At 65.3% G+C, this 15,680-nt stretch carries 17 protein-coding genes; 3 read left to right on the top strand and 14 right to left on the bottom strand.

All coding sequences use genetic code 11. The features are described 5' to 3' along the window. Positions 1–40: 40 nt before the first annotated feature. From JF515_RS18080 to JF515_RS18070, 3 genes are all read right to left on the bottom strand, one after another. Positions 41–808: an IclR family transcriptional regulator domain-containing protein gene (locus JF515_RS18080; RefSeq protein WP_203105848.1), complete on the bottom strand. Its 768-nt coding sequence runs from the start codon at positions 806–808 to the stop codon at positions 41–43. A 69-nt stretch (positions 809–877) separates the two neighbouring features. Further along, on the bottom strand, positions 878–1,687 hold the full coding sequence (locus tag JF515_RS18075; protein WP_203105847.1) for an alpha/beta fold hydrolase: 810 nt from the start codon (positions 1,685–1,687) through the stop codon (positions 878–880). Beyond that, on the bottom strand, positions 1,684–2,952 hold the full coding sequence (locus tag JF515_RS18070; protein ID WP_203105846.1) for an amidohydrolase/deacetylase family metallohydrolase: 1,269 nt from the start codon (positions 2,950–2,952) through the stop codon (positions 1,684–1,686). The genes JF515_RS18075 and JF515_RS18070 overlap by 4 nt, the downstream gene beginning before the upstream one ends. Before the next feature lie 79 nt (positions 2,953–3,031). Here JF515_RS18070 and JF515_RS18065 point away from each other — a divergent pair, with 79 nt between their 5' ends. From JF515_RS18065 to JF515_RS18055, 3 genes are read left to right on the top strand one after another with little or no spacing between them, the layout of a single operon-like run. Beyond that, entirely contained in the window at positions 3,032–4,243 is a 1,212-nt protein-coding gene (locus tag JF515_RS18065) for an ABC transporter substrate-binding protein (RefSeq protein ID WP_238401171.1), read from the top strand. Between the two features lie 33 nt (positions 4,244–4,276). Beyond that, positions 4,277–5,068: an ABC transporter ATP-binding protein gene (locus JF515_RS18060; protein WP_203105845.1), complete on the top strand. Its 792-nt coding sequence runs from the start codon at positions 4,277–4,279 to the stop codon at positions 5,066–5,068. 13 nt (positions 5,069–5,081) lie between these two features. After that, on the top strand, positions 5,082–5,837 hold the full coding sequence (locus JF515_RS18055) for an ABC transporter permease (RefSeq protein ID WP_203105844.1): 756 nt from the start codon (positions 5,082–5,084) through the stop codon (positions 5,835–5,837). Between the two features lie 5 nt (positions 5,838–5,842). Here JF515_RS18055 and JF515_RS18050 read toward each other — a convergent pair whose 3' ends face one another. From JF515_RS18050 to uraH, 11 genes are all read right to left on the bottom strand, one after another. Next, positions 5,843–6,337, bottom strand: coding sequence for a nucleoside deaminase (locus tag JF515_RS18050; RefSeq protein ID WP_203105843.1), 495 nt, complete (start codon positions 6,335–6,337; stop codon positions 5,843–5,845). 1 nt (position 6,338) lies between these two features. Next, positions 6,339–7,115, bottom strand: a complete 777-nt coding sequence (locus JF515_RS18045; protein WP_203105842.1) for an ABC transporter permease — start codon at positions 7,113–7,115, stop codon at positions 6,339–6,341. Between the two features lies 1 nt (position 7,116). After that, positions 7,117–7,920, bottom strand: coding sequence for an ABC transporter ATP-binding protein (locus JF515_RS18040; RefSeq protein WP_203105841.1), 804 nt, complete (start codon positions 7,918–7,920; stop codon positions 7,117–7,119). Positions 7,921–7,924: 4 nt separating this feature from the next. Further along, positions 7,925–8,917 (bottom strand): ABC transporter substrate-binding protein, encoded by a 993-nt coding sequence (locus JF515_RS18035; protein ID WP_203105840.1) that lies wholly within the window; start codon positions 8,915–8,917, stop codon positions 7,925–7,927. 57 nt (positions 8,918–8,974) lie between these two features. Then, complete coding sequence (locus tag JF515_RS18030) at positions 8,975–9,724, bottom strand: alpha/beta fold hydrolase (protein WP_203105839.1); 750 nt, start codon at positions 9,722–9,724, stop codon at positions 8,975–8,977. A 4-nt stretch (positions 9,725–9,728) separates the two neighbouring features. Next, the gene (locus JF515_RS18025; RefSeq protein WP_203105838.1) at positions 9,729–10,709 is read right to left on the bottom strand and encodes an isopenicillin N synthase family dioxygenase; all 981 of its coding nucleotides are present in this window, start codon (positions 10,707–10,709) and stop codon (positions 9,729–9,731) included. Positions 10,710–10,846: 137 nt separating this feature from the next. Continuing rightward, on the bottom strand, positions 10,847–11,794 hold the full coding sequence (locus JF515_RS18020) for a LysR family transcriptional regulator (protein ID WP_203105837.1): 948 nt from the start codon (positions 11,792–11,794) through the stop codon (positions 10,847–10,849). 1 nt (position 11,795) lies between these two features. Then, positions 11,796–13,160 (bottom strand): 8-oxoguanine deaminase, encoded by a 1,365-nt coding sequence (locus JF515_RS18015; protein ID WP_203105836.1) that lies wholly within the window; start codon positions 13,158–13,160, stop codon positions 11,796–11,798. A gap of 84 nt (positions 13,161–13,244) precedes the next feature. Further along, positions 13,245–13,982, bottom strand: coding sequence for a GntR family transcriptional regulator (locus JF515_RS18010; protein WP_203105835.1), 738 nt, complete (start codon positions 13,980–13,982; stop codon positions 13,245–13,247). A 74-nt stretch (positions 13,983–14,056) separates the two neighbouring features. Next, positions 14,057–15,250 (bottom strand): urate hydroxylase PuuD, encoded by a 1,194-nt coding sequence (locus tag JF515_RS18005; protein ID WP_203105834.1) that lies wholly within the window; start codon positions 15,248–15,250, stop codon positions 14,057–14,059. Further along, a complete protein-coding gene (gene uraH, locus JF515_RS18000; protein WP_203105833.1) occupies positions 15,250–15,606 on the bottom strand; it encodes a hydroxyisourate hydrolase in 357 nt (118 codons plus the stop codon). Before uraH ends, JF515_RS18005 begins: the two co-directional genes overlap by 1 nt. Positions 15,607–15,680 lie beyond the last annotated feature (74 nt).

Below are 15,680 nucleotides of genomic sequence, written 5' to 3'. Positions count from 1 at the left end.
TGTTAATGCCAAAGCGTTATTGTCGCCAGGGGCGGGAGGTTTACACCCCTGGGGATTGAATACGGCGGCCGGCCAGTTTCAGGCGCGGCAGCACATCTTCGCGGGCCCGTTCCAGAGCTCGTTGGCCAGCGGCGAAACTGACGTTGAGGGCGGCCATGGCATGGCCGTCGGCGTCAAACAGAGGAATGGCGATACCACAGTAGCCTTCCTCGTATTGCTGATTGGTAAAGGCCCAGCCCTGTTCCGCGACGACCTTCAACTGCTCTCGTAATTGGTCGGGGTCGGTGACCGAGTGGGGGGTGTATTGGCGGTAGTCGAGCGTCGCCAGAATCGCATCACGTTGTGCTTCCGGAAGGGTAGCGAGCAGGACCTGGCCCATGGAATGGAGATGGGCCGGCACACGACTGCCGACGCTGGCGTCGAAACTCAGAAAACGGCGAGCCGCCACGCGACACAGAAACACCACATCGTTATCGTCCAGCGCGCCGACCGAAACGGTCTCCTGCATCTCGTCCGCCAGTTCCTCGATGATGCGCTGGGCGAGCGGTAGGAACGGCAGTGAGGACAAATAGCGATGGCCCAGTGACAGCACTTTCGGCGTCATGGAGAAGCGGCGGCCGTCCAGGCGGGTGTAGCCCAGATGAGTGAGGGTGAGAATGGCGCGCCGCGCGGAAGCCCGGTCCTGCCCGGTGCGCTCGGCGATATCGCTGATACTGAGGGAGGTGGTGCCTTCCGTGAAGCTGTCCAACACCGCGAGACCCTTCTCCAGGGATTGCAGGTAGGAGTCCTTGCGCGGCGGCTGTTTCATACCGTTCTGCTCGTGGCCAAAGTAACGCCGCCCGCTTACCGCGAGCGGCGCGGCTGATGGTAATCGAACTTAGCGCAGATGTTCCAGCGCCAGGCTCAGAGTGCGGTCTGTGTGTTCGCGGGCCGGATTGTGCCCGCAACGGCTCAGGATGACGGCCTCCGCGGTGGGTAGATGGTCGAGAAGATGCAAGGTGGTGTCCCGGTAGGGCACCGGAACATCGTCGCGACCATGCAGAAGCAGTACTCTGGCCTGGACGTTGTTCAAAACCTTCGGAGACAGGTAGACCGAATCAAGCAGCGCCTGTTTATCACCGGCCATCATGGCGCTGAAGTAGTCGCCAATGCCCCCTTGCTGAAGGGTTTCAAACCGTTCGCGCACCACTTCATCGGTGATTCCGGAGGTGTCGTACATGGAACTGAGCAACGCCTCGCGCAACGCCTCGGCGCTGGGCGGGAAGGTCCAGAATCGCTCCAGGGCGGGGTTGAGTGTTTGTTTGCCGCCGCCGGTGCCGGTGGTGATCACCCGGGTCACCGATGGCATTTCGGAGGCGACCTGCAATGCCATGGCGCCACCCAGGGATTGCCCCCAAATTCGCAGCTCATCGGCGCCCAGGGTGTCGGCCACGAAGCGAGCCTGGCGGCACCACAGGGGAAAATCAAAAAACGGCGCCGTGCTTTTTCGTTCGGACCCGCCGAAGCCGATCAGATCCATGCCAACCACGCTGTAATGCTCCGCCAGGGCCGGGATCACGGTGCCGAAGTTGGCAGGTATCGAGGTGCCCGGGCCGATGCCGTGAATCAGCAATAGCCGAGGACCCTGCCCGGCACGGTACAAACGCACGCGAGTGTTCTCGAATTCAATGTCCTGGGTATCCATCATGACAGTCTCTCTTGTTGGGTGACTCGGGCGGCGTCGGGCAGCAGGTCAGTAAGCAGTCGCCGGTGTGGCACGATGGGCTGGCCGGCGCGCACCGTTAGCCAGGGCAGCAGGGTCTGCTCGGTGGTGAGTGTTTCGCCGCGCCCGTCGTACAGCTCGCGGGGCGTTGTGTCGATCTCGATGAGACTCAGGTCGGCTCGGGAGCCAGGGGTCAGCGTGCCGATTTCACCCTCTTCGCGCAGCATGCGAGCGGGGTGCCAGGTGGTGGCGGCGATCACTTCTCTTAACGGCATTCCCAATGCCCACAGCCGGGTCATGGCACCGTACAAGCTGTAGTTGAGTTTGCTGTTGTCGTGGAAAGCGTTGAAGTCGCCGTGCACGTCGCTGCTGATGGTAAACGGCGCAATATCGGCGGCTAGCATCATGCGCGCGATGCGGTAGCTGAAGTTCAGCCCGTAACCGATATCGAAATACACGCCCTTATCGCGTGCCTGCAGCACGGCTTCAGGCACGGTATCGGCGTTACCGACGATGCCGTCGGGCATGCAGCTGTAGATGTGCGCGAGCATGTCGCCGGGTTTGAGCAGTGGCAGCATGCTGGGAAACACTTCATCGGCGCTTGGCCGCTGTTGCTCGACCACCGGGAACAGCTCGCCGGTATGAACATAAAGAGGGATATCCGCGTCGCGGCCCACCTGGCTGGCATGGGTGAGGACCTCGGTGCCCCAGTGTGAAAGGGCTCCGGATTCGCAGTGGCATTTAATGCCCTTAACACGCTCAGGGAACTGTTGCACGAGTTTGACCAGGCTGTCGCCATCGGTCATCTGAGGGTTATGCAGAATATCGCCTTTCATTCCGCCCATTAAAGCGCCGGCGACATTGATGGAGACAAAGGCGCGCACATCGGTGCGTGATGGCTCGATCACATGGGCGTTGAACCCGCCAAACGTCCAGGCGCCGGAACTGCCCTGATCCACCACCGTGGTGATGCCCGCGTGGACACCCGCATCGTCGGCATGCACCCCGAAATTGGTTACCCATTCGTAAACATGGACATGCATGTCGATCAGGCCGGGGCAGACCAGTCGGCCGCTGGCATCGATGCGTTGGCGGGGGCGCCCCGCCGGAGGGCGGGGCCCGGCGGACAAAATGCGGCCGTGATGTACCGCCAGAAAACCCACTTGGTCGAGACCGGAAGCCGGGTCCAGAAGGTGGCCGTTTTCAATCAATAAATCGTAGATTTCGGGGGAAGCGTCGTCGGGCATCATGTTCTCCAATTGAATGCTTGTGGCCACATATGTTCTATATCTGAACATTAAAGATTTATTCAGTCAAATATAGATTTATATGTTCAATTATGGTGCTTTGGGGCGGCGGCGTGCACAAAGGTGGGGCCTTGGTGATGGCCATGTCGTCGCGGCCATCTCGATGCTGGATAGCGAAAAAAGCAGGTTTCTCAAGAGCTTGCCGCCGGGCGCCCTGGAGATCGGCGGCGCTGGCACAGGCTCTGCAGACGATAGGGGTACTTATCCGCCTGGAGTTCGGTTTGGGCGGGTCATTTTTACCGGTTTTCGGAGCATCGCTATGAGTTGGATAAAAAGCTTACGGTTGGCCTTCGGCGCCTGTCTGGCATTGATCAGCGCCGGCGCGGTGGCGGAGGAAATCACGTTCGTGACCGACTTCGGGATCAATGGCCGTCACGCTTATTTTTTTGTCGCCGATAAGAAAGGCTTTTATGAAGAGCAGGGGCTGGCCGTGAACATTGTTCGGGGGCAGGGGTCTTCCGATGCCATTAAAAAAGTGGCCAATGGCAATGCCCGGCTGGGTTTCGCCGATGCGGGCTCATTGGTGCTGGCGCGCGGCAATGATCAGGTGCCGGTGAAAATGGTGGCGGTGGTCTATGTCCGTCCGCCCCATGCCATCTATGCCTTGGAAGGTTCGGGTATCGAGAAACCCGAGGATTTGCAGGGCCGGAAGGTGGCTGACACCGCGTTCAGCGCGATCCCCGCTTTATTCGGTGCCTATGCCGCCGATGCTGGCATCGACCCCTCAAAGGTGGGTTGGGTGGTGGCCGATGGCAGCGCGTTGCCCAGCCTGTTGAGCACCGGGCGGGCCGATGCCATCGGCCAGTTCGTGGTCGGCGAGCCGCTGTTGGAGAAGGCAGTGGCGCCGAAAAAGCTGGTGCGACTTGCCTATGAAGATGTGGGGTTGAGCTATTACGGCAATGGTCTGATTGCCTCCGAGGAAACCATCGCCGAGAACCCGGATCTGGTGCGACGTTTCGTGTCCGCCACCATTAAGGGGATGAACTACGCGTTCGCGCATCCTCAAGAAGCCGGAGAGATTCTGCACGGCTACCACCGACAGGTGGATACCGATATCGGTGCCGGAGAAACCCGGATGGTCAGGGCTCTGGCGGAACAGCCCGATGGCCTGCCGATGGGTGAAATCGACCCGGACATGATCGCCAAGACCCTGCAGGTGGTGGGCTCGGCGTTTGATCTGAAGCACCCGGTTGGGGTCGAGGACCTCTATGCGCCGGGCTTTGTCGGTCAGTAAGCGATGCCGGGCCATTCGTCAGAGGAATCAATCATGACTGAAACAATCTCACCGCCGATGCTGTCGGCCCGAAACTTGTCCAAGGTCTATCCGGTTCGTGGCGGTGATATCCAGGCTCTGGATAAGGTGAGCCTGGATGTGCCGGAGGGTAGCTTCGTGTCCATTGTGGGCGCGTCCGGCTGCGGTAAATCCACCTTGTTGCGAATTCTGGCGGCTCTGGAGCAACCCAGTGCCGGGCAGGTGTTCCGTGATGGCCGTCCGTTGGCCACTCCCAGCCGGGAGGTGGGCATCGTATTCCAGGAGCATGTGCTGCTGCCCTGGTTGACGGTGCTGGAGAACGTGATGATGCCGGCGGAGTTGTACAAGCTACCGCGTGAAGAGAGCCGTGCGCGGGCGCAGGAACTGTTGGCCATGTCCGGTTTGTCCGGCTTCGAGGACCGGCGCCCGGGTGATCTGTCCGGTGGTATGAAGCAGCGCGCGGCCATCTGCCGTGCGCTGCTGCCGGACCCCCGTGTGCTGCTGATGGATGAGCCATTTGGTGCTCTGGATGCGTTGACCCGGGAGGAACTGTCTCTGGAAATGCTGCGCATCTGGGAGCGTGATCGCAAGACTGCCTTGCTGATTACCCACGATATCAATGAAGCGGTGTTGCTTTCCGACACCGTGGTGGTGATGTCGCCCCGGCCCGGGCGCATTCTTGAAATTATCCGCATCGATCTGCCCCGTCCGCGTGGGCCGGATACTGAACTGCTACCGGCATTCCGAGAGCTTACTCACCATATCCGCGGGCTGATCTTCGCCCAGCGTCAGCGCGCCGCATCGTAACCGGAGTTTTAACATGGCCAGATTCTGGCGTTCCGAATGGGCACGGTTGGTGTTGCCGTGCATAAGTCTGGCGACCTTGCTGGTCGGCTGGCAGCTGTTGGTTCAGGGAATGGATATCGAGGAATGGATTCTGCCGGCCCCCACGGCGGTGGGCAGTACCGCTCTGGACTGGCGTACCGAGCTGTTCCAGCACAGTTGGGTCACCTTGTATGAAACGGTACTGGGCTTCCTGGTGGCGGTGGCCATTGCCTTACCGGTTTCCGTTCTGGTGGTGTATGTGCCGGCGCTGCATTACACCCTGTATCCGGTGCTGCTGGCGCTGCAGTCCGTGCCCAAGGTGGCGGTGGCGCCATTGATTACGTTATGGGTGGGGTTTGGTATTGCACCGAAGGTGATGGTGGTCTTTCTGGTGTGCTTTTTCCCCATCGTGGTCAATACCGTTGCCGGGCTGCGGTCCACACCGACGTCCATGCTGCATCTGATGACATCGATGCAGGCGGGGCCCTGGCAAGTGTTTCGCCGGGTACGGCTGCCGGTGGCCTTGCCGTCGATCATGGTGGGCTGCAAGGTGGCCATTACCCTGGCGGTGATCGGCGCGGTAATCGGTGAATTCGTGGGTTCGGAGGAAGGCTTGGGTTATCTGATTCTCACCTCCACGGCCCAGTCGAAGACCGCCCTGGCGTTCGCCGCCCTGGCGATCCTCACACTGATAAGCATTGTTCTATACTACTTGGTGGAGCTGCTGGAAAAGTTGCTGATCCGCTGGTGAAAGAATCATGGCGTGGCCCAAAACCGTCGGTGCAGGACCGCCGCTTCATCTTCCAGTAGTGGGCCTATCACCTCTATCTGGCGTTGCCCGGCGTTGAACACACACCGGCAGGGCAGGTCCAGGGTGGGGTTTTCCGGATGGTCGCCGGTGAGTGCCTTGAGGCGCTTTTCGGACAGGCCGTAGACCACCCGACCGACGCCGGTCCAATAGGCGGCGCCGGCGCACATGGCGCAGGGCTCCGCGGAGGTGTACATCGTGCAGCCGGCGAGAAAGTCCGGCGACCAGGCGGTGGAGGCGCGGGTCATCAACACCCGCTCGGCGTGGCCGGTCATGTCGTGATCGGGCAGGAAGGCGTTTTCCTGCTCCATCAGAATCTCGCCGTCCGGCCCGGCGAGCAGGGCGCCGAACGGGTGGCCGCCAGCCTCCAGGGCCCGTTGCGCCACCTGGAAGGCGAGGCGCAGATAGTGTTCGTGGTCCAGGACCGCCAGGGTGTCGCTCATGTTATTTCTCCGCGTCGGGCAGGCTCCAGGGGAACAGCAGGCGCTGGGTCAGGGACACCAACTGGAACAGTACCAGGCTCAGGGTGACCAGCACGCCCAGGGCGGCGAATGCCTGGGGTACCTTGAAGAAGGACGTGGAAAAGGCGATGAAGAAGCCCAGGCCGTCCTCGGCGGCCACGAACTCCGCCACCACCGCGCCGATGATCGCCAGGGTCACGGAGATGCGCAGCGCCGAGAAGATGTAGGGCACCGCGAACGGCAACTGGATGTTCTTCACCTCGCGCAGCCGGCTGGCGCCCAGCGAGCGGGACAGCTCAAGCATCGCCGGTGGCGTCGCCAGCAGGCCGGTGACCGTGGACACCACGATCGGGAAGAAGGTGATCAGAAAGGTGATCGCCACCCGGGGCGCGTCGCCGGCGCCGAGCACCACCACGATGATCGGCGCCACCGCCACGATCGGCGTGGACTGGATGATCACCAGCTGCGGATACAGGGTGCGCGACAACAGTCGGCTGTTGGCCAGGGCCACCGCCAGCGGAATGCCTATGATCACCGCCAGGGCGTAGCCCTGCAGGCTTACCCGCAGGGTGGCCCAGATGTGGCCCAGCCAGCTTTCCAGGGAAACGGACAGGGCGCCCTGGACGATGGCGCTGGGCGCCGGCAGCAGGTAGGAGGGCACCTGGAACAGCCGGCACCCCAGTTCCCAGATCAGCAGTAGAAGCAGCGACGCGAACAGCGGGGCACCCCGGTCGAGCACCTTGAGAAGGGCGCGCCCCATGTCAGGCCAGCGCCGCCGGTCGGAAGACCTGGGCGCGGATATGGTTGGCGATTTCATGGAAGCGGGGCTCCGACAGCGTCTGCATGGAACGGGGCCGGGCTAGGCCCACGTCGATGATCTCCCGCACCCGGCCCGGGCGCGCCGACATCACCAGGATGCGGTCGGCCAGCAACAGGGCCTCGGGAATGGAATGGGTGATGAACAACACGGTTTTGGGCCGCTCGGTCCAGATGCGCAGCAGTTCGAAGCTCATTTCATCCCGGGTCAGGGCGTCCAGTGCCGAGAACGGCTCGTCCATGAGCAGGATGTCCGGGTCGTGGAGCAGGGCGCGGGCGATGCCGACGCGCTGCTGCATGCCGCCGGACAGCTCGTTGGGGCGGCGGGTGGCGAAGTCCTCCAGGCCGACCATGGCGAGCAGTTCCGCGGCCCGTTGCTTCTCCGCCTGGGTGACCCGGCCATGCTTGTGTTTCATCGGGAAGGTCACGTTGTCGCGCACGTTCAGCCACGGCAGCAGGGTGGGCTGCTGGAACACGATGCCCACTTCCTCGCGGGGGCCGGTCACCGGCAGGCCGTAGATTTCCGCCTGGCCGCCGGTGGGTTTCACCAGCCCGGCGATGATGCGCAGCAGGGTGGACTTGCCGCAGCCGGAGGGCCCGATCACCGCCACGAATTCGTGGCGGTGCAGGGTGAAGCTGACGTCCTCCAGGGCGGTCACGCTGCCGCCGTCGGACCCGTTGAATACCTGGCCGACGCGGTCGAAGCGGATCGCCGGGCGGCTGCCGTCCGGTTCGATGCGGGTGGTCATGGCGTTACTCCGGGATGAACTCGCGGGTCACCGAGGTTTCCGGGTCCAGGCTGTCCTCGGGCAGATCCTGGGCCTTGGCCACCCAGCGCCAGGTCTCCGCCAGCAATTCCGGCTCGAAGGCGCCCAGGCCATCCTGTCCGGCGACGTCGGTATCGATCAGGCGCGCGGAGGCGGCGAATTCCTCGGCGGCGATGTCCGCGTCCACATCCGGCACCATGGCCTTGAGGGCGGCGCCGGCCTTGGCCGGGTCATCGATGGCGATGCGCAGGGCCTTCTTGTAGATATCGAGCACCTTGGCCACCAGCGCCGGGTTCTCCTGGATCAAGCGGTCGGAGGCGAACACCGACAGGCCATAGCCATTGAAGCCGTATTCGGACCAGGGCAGCACCTTGATCTCCTTGCCGGCGTCGTTCATCAGGGCCTCGAAGGCGGGCAGCTTGGTGATCCAGTTGATGGTGCCGTCCACCCGACCGGTGGCGAACATTGGGCCCATCGCGCCCGGGTCCACCTTGAGCACCTTCACCGCGTCCGGCTCCATGCCGTTGGCTTCCAGCACCAGCGGCCAGGTCACGTTGGAGGCGGAGAAAGTGGCGGTGGCCAGGGTCTTGCCCTTCAGGTCCTGCAGGCGGTCGATGCCGGCGCCCTTGGCGACGAACACCGCGTCCGGTTGTTTGGTGTAGATCGACATCACCGCGGTCACCGGCACCTCGGCGCCGGCCTGGGCCTGGAGCAGGGCGGACAGACCGCCGGTGCCCATGTCGGCGGCACCGGTGCCCAGCTTGGTGACCACGTCGCTGGAGCCACGGCCACTGTTGATTTCCACCTCGATGCCGGCGTCCTCGAACAGGCCTTCCTGCACGGCCAGATAGATCACCGCCTTGTCGCCGGCGGGCAGCCAGTCGTTCAACCAGCGGATTTTGTCGGCGGCGCCGGCGGTGGCGGACAGGGCACTTACCCCCAAGGCGAGCAATATGGATCGCAGGGCACGGAACGTCATGGCGTCACTCCTCGATAATAATTATGTATACAGTTCGGTATGCAATGGGCATGCCCGTCACGGTCTCGACGAGGCGAAAAAATCAGTCAGGTTGGCGGCGAGGTCGTCGGGGGCGGACACCTGGGGGGCATGGCCGGTGTCCAGGGACACCACCCGGGCGCCGGGTACCAGGGCCTGCATGCGACGCTGCGCGGCGGGCACCACGGAGCGGTCGCGCAGGGCTTCCACATACAGCCGGCGCACCCGGCCGAAGCGTTCCGTGCTCCAGCGCGGGGCGGCGGCACGGGCCTTTTCCGGTTGCGCGGTGAGTCGCCGCGCGGCTTGCTCGGCCACGGCGTCCGGCAGGTCCTGGAAGAAGATCGCCCGGGCCGCCTCCGGCGGTACCCGGCTGGCGCGGCGTTCGGCGTCCCATTGCAGGTGCGGCACGATGCCGGCGGCGTCCGGGTCGGCGGTTTTGAGCGGCGCGGTCAGTTCCGCGAAGCCCATGCCGGAGGGCAGCATCATGCCGGCCACATAGGCGACCCCGGCGATCCGTTGCGGCGCCCGTTCCGCCACCCGGGTAGCGGTGACGCCACCACCGGAATGGGCCACCAGGCCGACGCGGCCAGGCAGTGCCGCCAGCGTTTCCAGCACGCTGTTTTCGTAGTCGTCGAGGCCGGCGTCCAGCTCGCCGCGGGGGCCGTGGCCATTGCCGGGCAGGTCCACGGCATGGGGCTGGAAGCCGGCGGCGCGCAGCGGTGCCAGCAGACGCTCCCACACCCAGGCGCCGGCCCAGGCACCGTGAATCAGAATCAGGTGCTCAGGCATGCCTTCACGCATAGGTGCGCCGGTACATGTCGATGATGTGCTGTTCCACGGTCACTGGCGGGTACTTGGGCTGCTCGCCGGCGGCCAGGCAGCCGGGCAGGCAGCGTACTTCGTGGTCCGGGTTGCCGGAGTAGAAGAACGGAATGGAGTAGCGTTCCTGGCCGGAGATGTTCACCACCCGGTGCAGCGTCGAGCGGTAACGGTCGTTGGTCCACCGGGCGATCATGTCGCCCAGGTTGACCACGTAGGTACCGGGCACCGGGTCGGCATGAATCCAGGTGCCGCGGGTCTGGTTCCAGACCTGCAGCCCGGGGTTGTCGTCCTGCAGTAACAGGGTGATGCCGCCGAAATCCGTGTGCGCGCCGCAGCCCTTTTCGTTGGGCGCCGGGTTGGCGGGCTGGGGCGGATAGTGCAGCAGCCGCACGATGGCCTGGGGCTCCACGCAGAAGTCGTCGAAGTAGTGCTCGTCGAGATCCAGGGACAGGGCCAGGCCGCGCATGATCAATTCGCTGAGCGCGGTCATTTCCCGGTAATAGGCCTCGATGGCCGGGCGGAAATCCACCACCCCTTCGGGCCATTGATTGGGGCCATGGTTGAACTTGCCGGCTTTCACCTTGGGGTCGTCCGGGCCCCGTTCCTCGCCCATGTAGTAACTTTCCTTCAGATCCGGCGGCGCGCCGGCTTCCAGGGTCTGTCCACGCAATGGGTCGTAGCCCCGGTTGGCGGCGGAGTGCGCCATGCCGACCCGGTTCTTCTCTTCCATGGGGCGGGCGAAGAAGCGCCGGCTGGCGTCGAACACCCGGGCCTGCAGAGCCGGGTCGACGCCATGGTTGCGAATGTAGAAAAAGCCCTTGTCGGCGCAGGCGGCGCGCAGTGCCCGACCCACCGCCCGGCGCTCCGCCCGGTCCGGGGAGCGCAGGCCGGACACGTCGATAATGGGCAGGGCGCCCTGGGACACTCGCATCGCTTCGAAATCGGCGTTCATGGTGGTTTGCCCTCCGGGCAAGGCTGGCGGTCATTGATCCGGAATTCAGTGTGCGCCCGGCCGGCTGTCCGCCAAAGCAGAGAATATCGACCACGGTGATGCCGAATCGGCATCGGCCGCGGGCGGGCCCGGTTGAATCAGGTGGGGGCTGGCAACAGCGCCGCCTCGGCGGCCTCGCGGCGGGCCATTTCCTCGCCCAGCAGGCGGGCGAAGGCGTCCACCGCCACCGGCAGGGCCCGACCGGCGCGGGCGTAGATGCCCAGGTCGCTGTACACCGGACCGGCGTCGTTGAGTGGCAGGTGCACCAGGCTGCCCCGGTTGAGGTCCGTCTCCAGGCCGATGCGGGTCTGGAAGGCGATGCCGATGCCGCGGCGGGCCAGCTCCTTGCTCAACTCCACCGAGCCCGAGCGCACCACGCCCCGGGCGGTGGCGCCGGCCCGCTCCATGGCGGGGCGCATCAGGTGGTGGACGGACAGGTCCTGTTTGGCCAATACCAGGGGGTAGGCCATGCAGGTGGCCACGCTGACCTCCTCGCGACCGGCCAGGGGATGGTCCGGCGGCATCACCGCGCCGAGCCGGAAGCGCGCCAGGGTGAGCTGGCGCAGCTCGGCGGTGCGCGGCAGGGCGAACGCCAGCCCGAGATCGGCGGTGCCGTTGGTGACGGTTCCCGGAATCGCCTGGGAGCCCAGGGTGGCGATGCCGATGGTGATGTTGGGGAAATCCTCGCGCAGGCGGCCGATCACCACCGGCAGCAGATCCGTGGTGACGCCCTCCACGGTGGCCACTTCCACATGGCCGGTGCGCAGCCCCTTGAGGGCGTCCAGTTCGGAGCGGGCCCGCTCCGCGTCCTGCAGCACCACGATGGCGTGGCGGGCGAACACCTCGCCGGCGGCGGTGAGCTTGAGGCCGCCGGGCAGGCGTTCGAACAGGGGCGCGCCGATTTCATCCTCGAGTTTGAGTATCTGCCGGTTCACCGCCGACGACGCCACATGCAGGCGGCGCGCCGCTTCACGGATGGAGCCGGCGCGCCGCACCGCGTCGAAGTAGAGCACCGCCGGCGAATGAACGCGCAGCCGGGTGGCCATGTCAGCCGTCGACCAGTTGCCGGGCCAGGCGATTGTGTTGCTCCACCAGCACCGGTAGCTCGATGGGGGTAAGCCGGCCCCGGTCCACCACGGTGCGGCCGTTGATGATGCTGTAGGCGACCCGGCGCGGCGCCGAGAACAGCAGCGAGGCAAGCGGGTCGATCTGGCCGCCGGCGTAGGCGATGTCGCTCAGGTCGAAGGCGATCAGGTCGGCGCAGTAGCCCGGCGCCAGCCGGCCGATGTTGTCGTCGCGGCCGAGCACCCGGGCGCCGCCCCGGGTGGCCAGCCACAGGGCTTCCCGGGCGCTCATGGCGGTGGGGTCCTCGTGGCGCACCCGCGCCACCAGCATCGCCTGACGGGCCTCGCCGAGCAGGTCGTTGCCGTCGTTGGAGGCGGTGCCGTCCACGCCCAGGCCCACCTTGACGCCCTGATCGAGCATCTTGCGGATCGGCGCGATGCCCGAGGCCAGGCGCATGTTCGAACAGGGGCAGTGGGCGACGCCGGTGCCGGTGCGACCGAACAGCTTGATGCCATGGTCGTCCAGATGCACGCAGTGGGCGTGCCAGACGTCCTCGCCGACCCAGCCGGTTTCCTCGGCGAACTGGGCCGGCGTCATGCCGTAGCGTTCCTGACTGAACGCCAGGTCCTTGTTGTTCTCGGCGGTGTGGGTGTGCATCAGCACACCCAGGTCCCGGGCCAGTACGGCGCTCTGGCGCATCAGGTCCGGGCTCACGGTGAATGGCGAGGAAGGGCCCAGGGCGACGCGGATCATGGCGTCGTCGGCGTGGTCGTGGTGGGCTTCCACCACGCGCTGCATTTCCTTGAGCACCGCGTCCTCGTCGTGCTCAACCACGTGATCCGGCGGCAGGCCGCCCTGGCTCTGGCCCAGGGTGATGGCGCCGCGCACGCCGTGATAGCGCATGCCCAGGCGCCGGGCCGCTTCCAGGTTGTCTTCCAGGCGCGAGCCATTGACGTAGAAATAGGCATGGTCCGCCGCCGTGGTGCAGCCGGACAGCATCAACTCCGCCATGGAGGTCTGGGCGGACACCGTCATCATCTCCGGGGTGATGTTGCCCCACACCGGGAACAGGGCGCTGAGCCAGTCGAACAGCTCCGCGTTCTGGGCCGCTGGCAGGGCCCGGGTCAGCGACTGGAACATATGATGGTGGGTGTTCACCAGGCCCGGCATCAGCACATGGCCGCTCAGGTCGATCACCTGGTCGGCGTCGGCGGGCAGTTCGGCGGTGGGGCCCACGGCGGTGATGCGGTTGTCGGTGATCAGCACGGCGCCATCGGCGATCTCGCGCTGTTCATCGTCCATGGTGGCCACCACGGTGGCGTTCTTCAGCAGCAGGGTGCGGGGCATGCGGCGGCTCTCCTCTCGGCCTTTTTGTATACAGTCGGCGGTATGCGGTGCATCCAAGCAGGAGCCGTGCCGGAATCCGCGCTTTCAGGTTTCCGGGCGCAGAATGCGGGCCAGATCGATGGTGGTGTCGGCTTCGTTCAGGTCGAGCAGGTCTTCCAGGGCGCGCAGATGCCGGTGCGCCAGGTCCGCCGCCTGGTCCCCCTTGCCTTGGGCGATCAGTTCCGCCAGCCGGGCGTGGTCGTCGCCCAGGAAGCAGGCGCTCATGCCCGGTGACTTGTACAGGGCGATGACGATGGAGGTGCGCAGTACCAGTTCGCGCATCATTCGCCCGAGCACCTGATTGGGGCAGTGCCGGGCCAGAAAACGGTGCACTTCCATGGAGCAGTGCACCCGGTCCTGGTCGCGACCGCTCTGGTGGGCGCTTTTTTCGTCCTTCACCAGCCGTTTCAGCTCCTGCAGGCGCGCCTTGCTCAGAGTGCCGGCGGTGAGCCGCATCACCTCGCCTTCCACCAGCCGGCGGGCGGCAAAGATCTGGCGGGTTTCCTCCACGTCCGGGCGCGCCACCATGGCCATCTGGTTGGGGCGTTGCTCGATGACGTGGTCGGAGGCCAGCCGCGTCAGTGCCTTGCGGATGATCGAACGGCTCACCCCGAACAACTCGCTGAGGGCCACTTCGGGCAATCGCGAGCCTGGCGGTAGCCGCTGGGTCAGCACCGCCTCGTAGATGGCGTCATAGATGCTCTGGTCGCTGGCCTTGCGGTGGCGGTCCGGCGCGAGGGCCTGGGCCGCGGTCGGCTTGCCGGAATCGGGGGCCGTTGCCATAGATTCAATCTCCCTGGTCGAGCCCGAAATGTATACACCGGGTGGCGCCGGGGCAACCGCCCCCCGCCGCCGGATCAGGGCGTGCCGGCGGGCTGGTTCAGCCAGCGCTCCAGCAGGGCGCGCTCGTCGTCGGTCATGCCGGTCAGGTTGCCCGGCGGCATGATGCGGGTGCGCACCGCCACCTGGCCGATCTGGTCCCGGTGCTGGCGGATCGCCGCTTCGCTGTCCAGGCGAATCCCCTTGGGCGGCGCCGTGAAGCCGGCGAAGGAGGGCGCGGCGGCGTGGCAGGCGACGCAGCGCTGCTGGACCACCGTGTTGACCGCTTCCATGGCCACCGGCGGGGTGTCGGCGCCGGCCTCGCGGTGCGGGGCGCGGGGCGCGGTGGCCAGGATGATCGCCGCCAGGCCGGCCAGGCCCAGGAGCATCAGTCTCCAATGCCGGCCAGGCAGGTGGCGCACGTTGAAGTAATGGCGGATGACGATGGCCGCCAGCGCCAGGGCGGTTAGGATCAGCCAGTTCCAGCCGCTGCCGTAGGTGCTTGGGAAGTGGTTGCTGATCATGATGAACAGCACCGGCAGGGTCAGGTAGTTGTTGTGCCGGGAACGCAGGGCGCCGGCCCGGCCCCGCGCGCCGTCCGGCTCGCGGCCGGCTTTCATGGCTTCCACCATGGCGCGCTGGCCGGGAATGATCACGAAGAACACATTGGCCACCATGCAGGTGCCGATGGCCGCGCCCACATGAATGTAGGCGCCACGACCGCTGAACACCTGGCTCAGCCCCCAGGCCAGCAGCACCAGCAGCGCGAACAGCACGGCGGCCAGCGCCACCGGTTTGCGCCCCAGCGGCGAGCGGCACAGGCCGTCGTAGACCAGCCAGCTCAGCGCCAGGGTGGCCAGGCCGATCAGGCTGGCGGCCAGCGGCGACAGCTCCGCCACGGACGGGTCGATCAGGTTGGTGCGCGCGTTCAGGTAATAGACCACCGCCAGCAAAAGAACGCCGCTGATCCAGGTGTAGTAGGCCTCCCATTTGAACCAGTGCAGACGCTCCGGCAGCCGCGCCGGCGCCACCTGGAATTTTTGCAGGTGGTAGAAGCCGCCGCCGTGGATCGCCCAGAGGGTGCCTTCCACGCCGTCCGGCTTGTCGCCATGCCGTTCGAGCTGATTTTCCAGCCAGTTGAAGTAGAAGGAGGCACCGATCCAGGCGATGCCGACGGTGATGTGCAGCCAGCGAATCAGCAGGTTGGCCCACTCATACAAATGCGCTTCCATCAGCTTCCCCGGTAGGTGCTGTAGCCGTAGGGGGAAAGCAGCAGTGGCACATGGTAGTGACGCTGCGCGTCGGCGACGCCGAAACGCACCACCACCTCATCCAGGAACGCCGGCTCCGGCAGGGAGGTGCCTTGGCGGCGGAAGTGGTCGCCGGCCTGGAATACCAGTTGGTAGCGCCCCGGGCGCAGGGCTTCGCCCTCCAGCAGTGGCGCCGGGCAGCGCCCGTCGGCATCAGTATTGCATTGGCAAACCAGGGCCGGTGAATCACCGTCATCCAGCCGCCACAGCTGCAGCGCCAGGCCGGCGGCGGGCTGGCCCGAGGCAGTGTCGAGAACATGCGTGGTAAGACGCCCCATGGGCCGCTCCTCGAATTTGTATATTTCGATGTCGACAATAAAATCATAGAAATGTATACATGTACAATCCGAGC

Source organism: Alloalcanivorax marinus, from assembly GCF_016785095.1.
GTDB classification, from domain to species: domain Bacteria; phylum Pseudomonadota; class Gammaproteobacteria; order Pseudomonadales; family Alcanivoracaceae; genus Alloalcanivorax; species Alloalcanivorax marinus_A.
The sequence above is the reverse complement of the archived record's forward strand: the minus strand, read 5'-3'. Positions and strand labels throughout refer to the sequence as shown.

What these genes read in the sequence shown, in the direction of transcription:
- uraH (WP_203105833.1), bottom strand. Translation starts at nt 15,606, where the DNA reads ATGGGGCGTCTTACCACGCATGTTCTCGACACTGCCTCGGGCCAGCCC.
- JF515_RS18040 (WP_203105841.1), bottom strand. Translation starts at nt 7,920, where the DNA reads ATGACCACCCGCATCGAACCGGACGGCAGCCGCCCGGCGATCCGCTTC.
- JF515_RS18035 (WP_203105840.1), bottom strand. Translation starts at nt 8,917, where the DNA reads ATGACGTTCCGTGCCCTGCGATCCATATTGCTCGCCTTGGGGGTAAGT.
- JF515_RS18010 (WP_203105835.1), bottom strand. Translation starts at nt 13,982, where the DNA reads ATGGCAACGGCCCCCGATTCCGGCAAGCCGACCGCGGCCCAGGCCCTC.
- JF515_RS18005 (WP_203105834.1), bottom strand. Translation starts at nt 15,250, where the DNA reads ATGGAAGCGCATTTGTATGAGTGGGCCAACCTGCTGATTCGCTGGCTG.
- JF515_RS18020 (WP_203105837.1), bottom strand. Translation starts at nt 11,794, where the DNA reads ATGGCCACCCGGCTGCGCGTTCATTCGCCGGCGGTGCTCTACTTCGAC.
- JF515_RS18055 (WP_203105844.1), top strand. Translation starts at nt 5,082, where the DNA reads ATGGCCAGATTCTGGCGTTCCGAATGGGCACGGTTGGTGTTGCCGTGC.
- JF515_RS18065 (WP_238401171.1), top strand. Translation starts at nt 3,032, where the DNA reads ATGTTCAATTATGGTGCTTTGGGGCGGCGGCGTGCACAAAGGTGGGGC.
- JF515_RS18045 (WP_203105842.1), bottom strand. Translation starts at nt 7,115, where the DNA reads ATGGGGCGCGCCCTTCTCAAGGTGCTCGACCGGGGTGCCCCGCTGTTC.
- JF515_RS18050 (WP_203105843.1), bottom strand. Translation starts at nt 6,337, where the DNA reads ATGAGCGACACCCTGGCGGTCCTGGACCACGAACACTATCTGCGCCTC.
- JF515_RS18075 (WP_203105847.1), bottom strand. Translation starts at nt 1,687, where the DNA reads ATGATGGATACCCAGGACATTGAATTCGAGAACACTCGCGTGCGTTTG.
- JF515_RS18015 (WP_203105836.1), bottom strand. Translation starts at nt 13,160, where the DNA reads ATGCCCCGCACCCTGCTGCTGAAGAACGCCACCGTGGTGGCCACCATG.
- JF515_RS18030 (WP_203105839.1), bottom strand. Translation starts at nt 9,724, where the DNA reads ATGCCTGAGCACCTGATTCTGATTCACGGTGCCTGGGCCGGCGCCTGG.
- JF515_RS18070 (WP_203105846.1), bottom strand. Translation starts at nt 2,952, where the DNA reads ATGATGCCCGACGACGCTTCCCCCGAAATCTACGATTTATTGATTGAA.
- JF515_RS18060 (WP_203105845.1), top strand. Translation starts at nt 4,277, where the DNA reads ATGACTGAAACAATCTCACCGCCGATGCTGTCGGCCCGAAACTTGTCC.
- JF515_RS18025 (WP_203105838.1), bottom strand. Translation starts at nt 10,709, where the DNA reads ATGAACGCCGATTTCGAAGCGATGCGAGTGTCCCAGGGCGCCCTGCCC.
- JF515_RS18080 (WP_203105848.1), bottom strand. Translation starts at nt 808, where the DNA reads ATGAAACAGCCGCCGCGCAAGGACTCCTACCTGCAATCCCTGGAGAAG.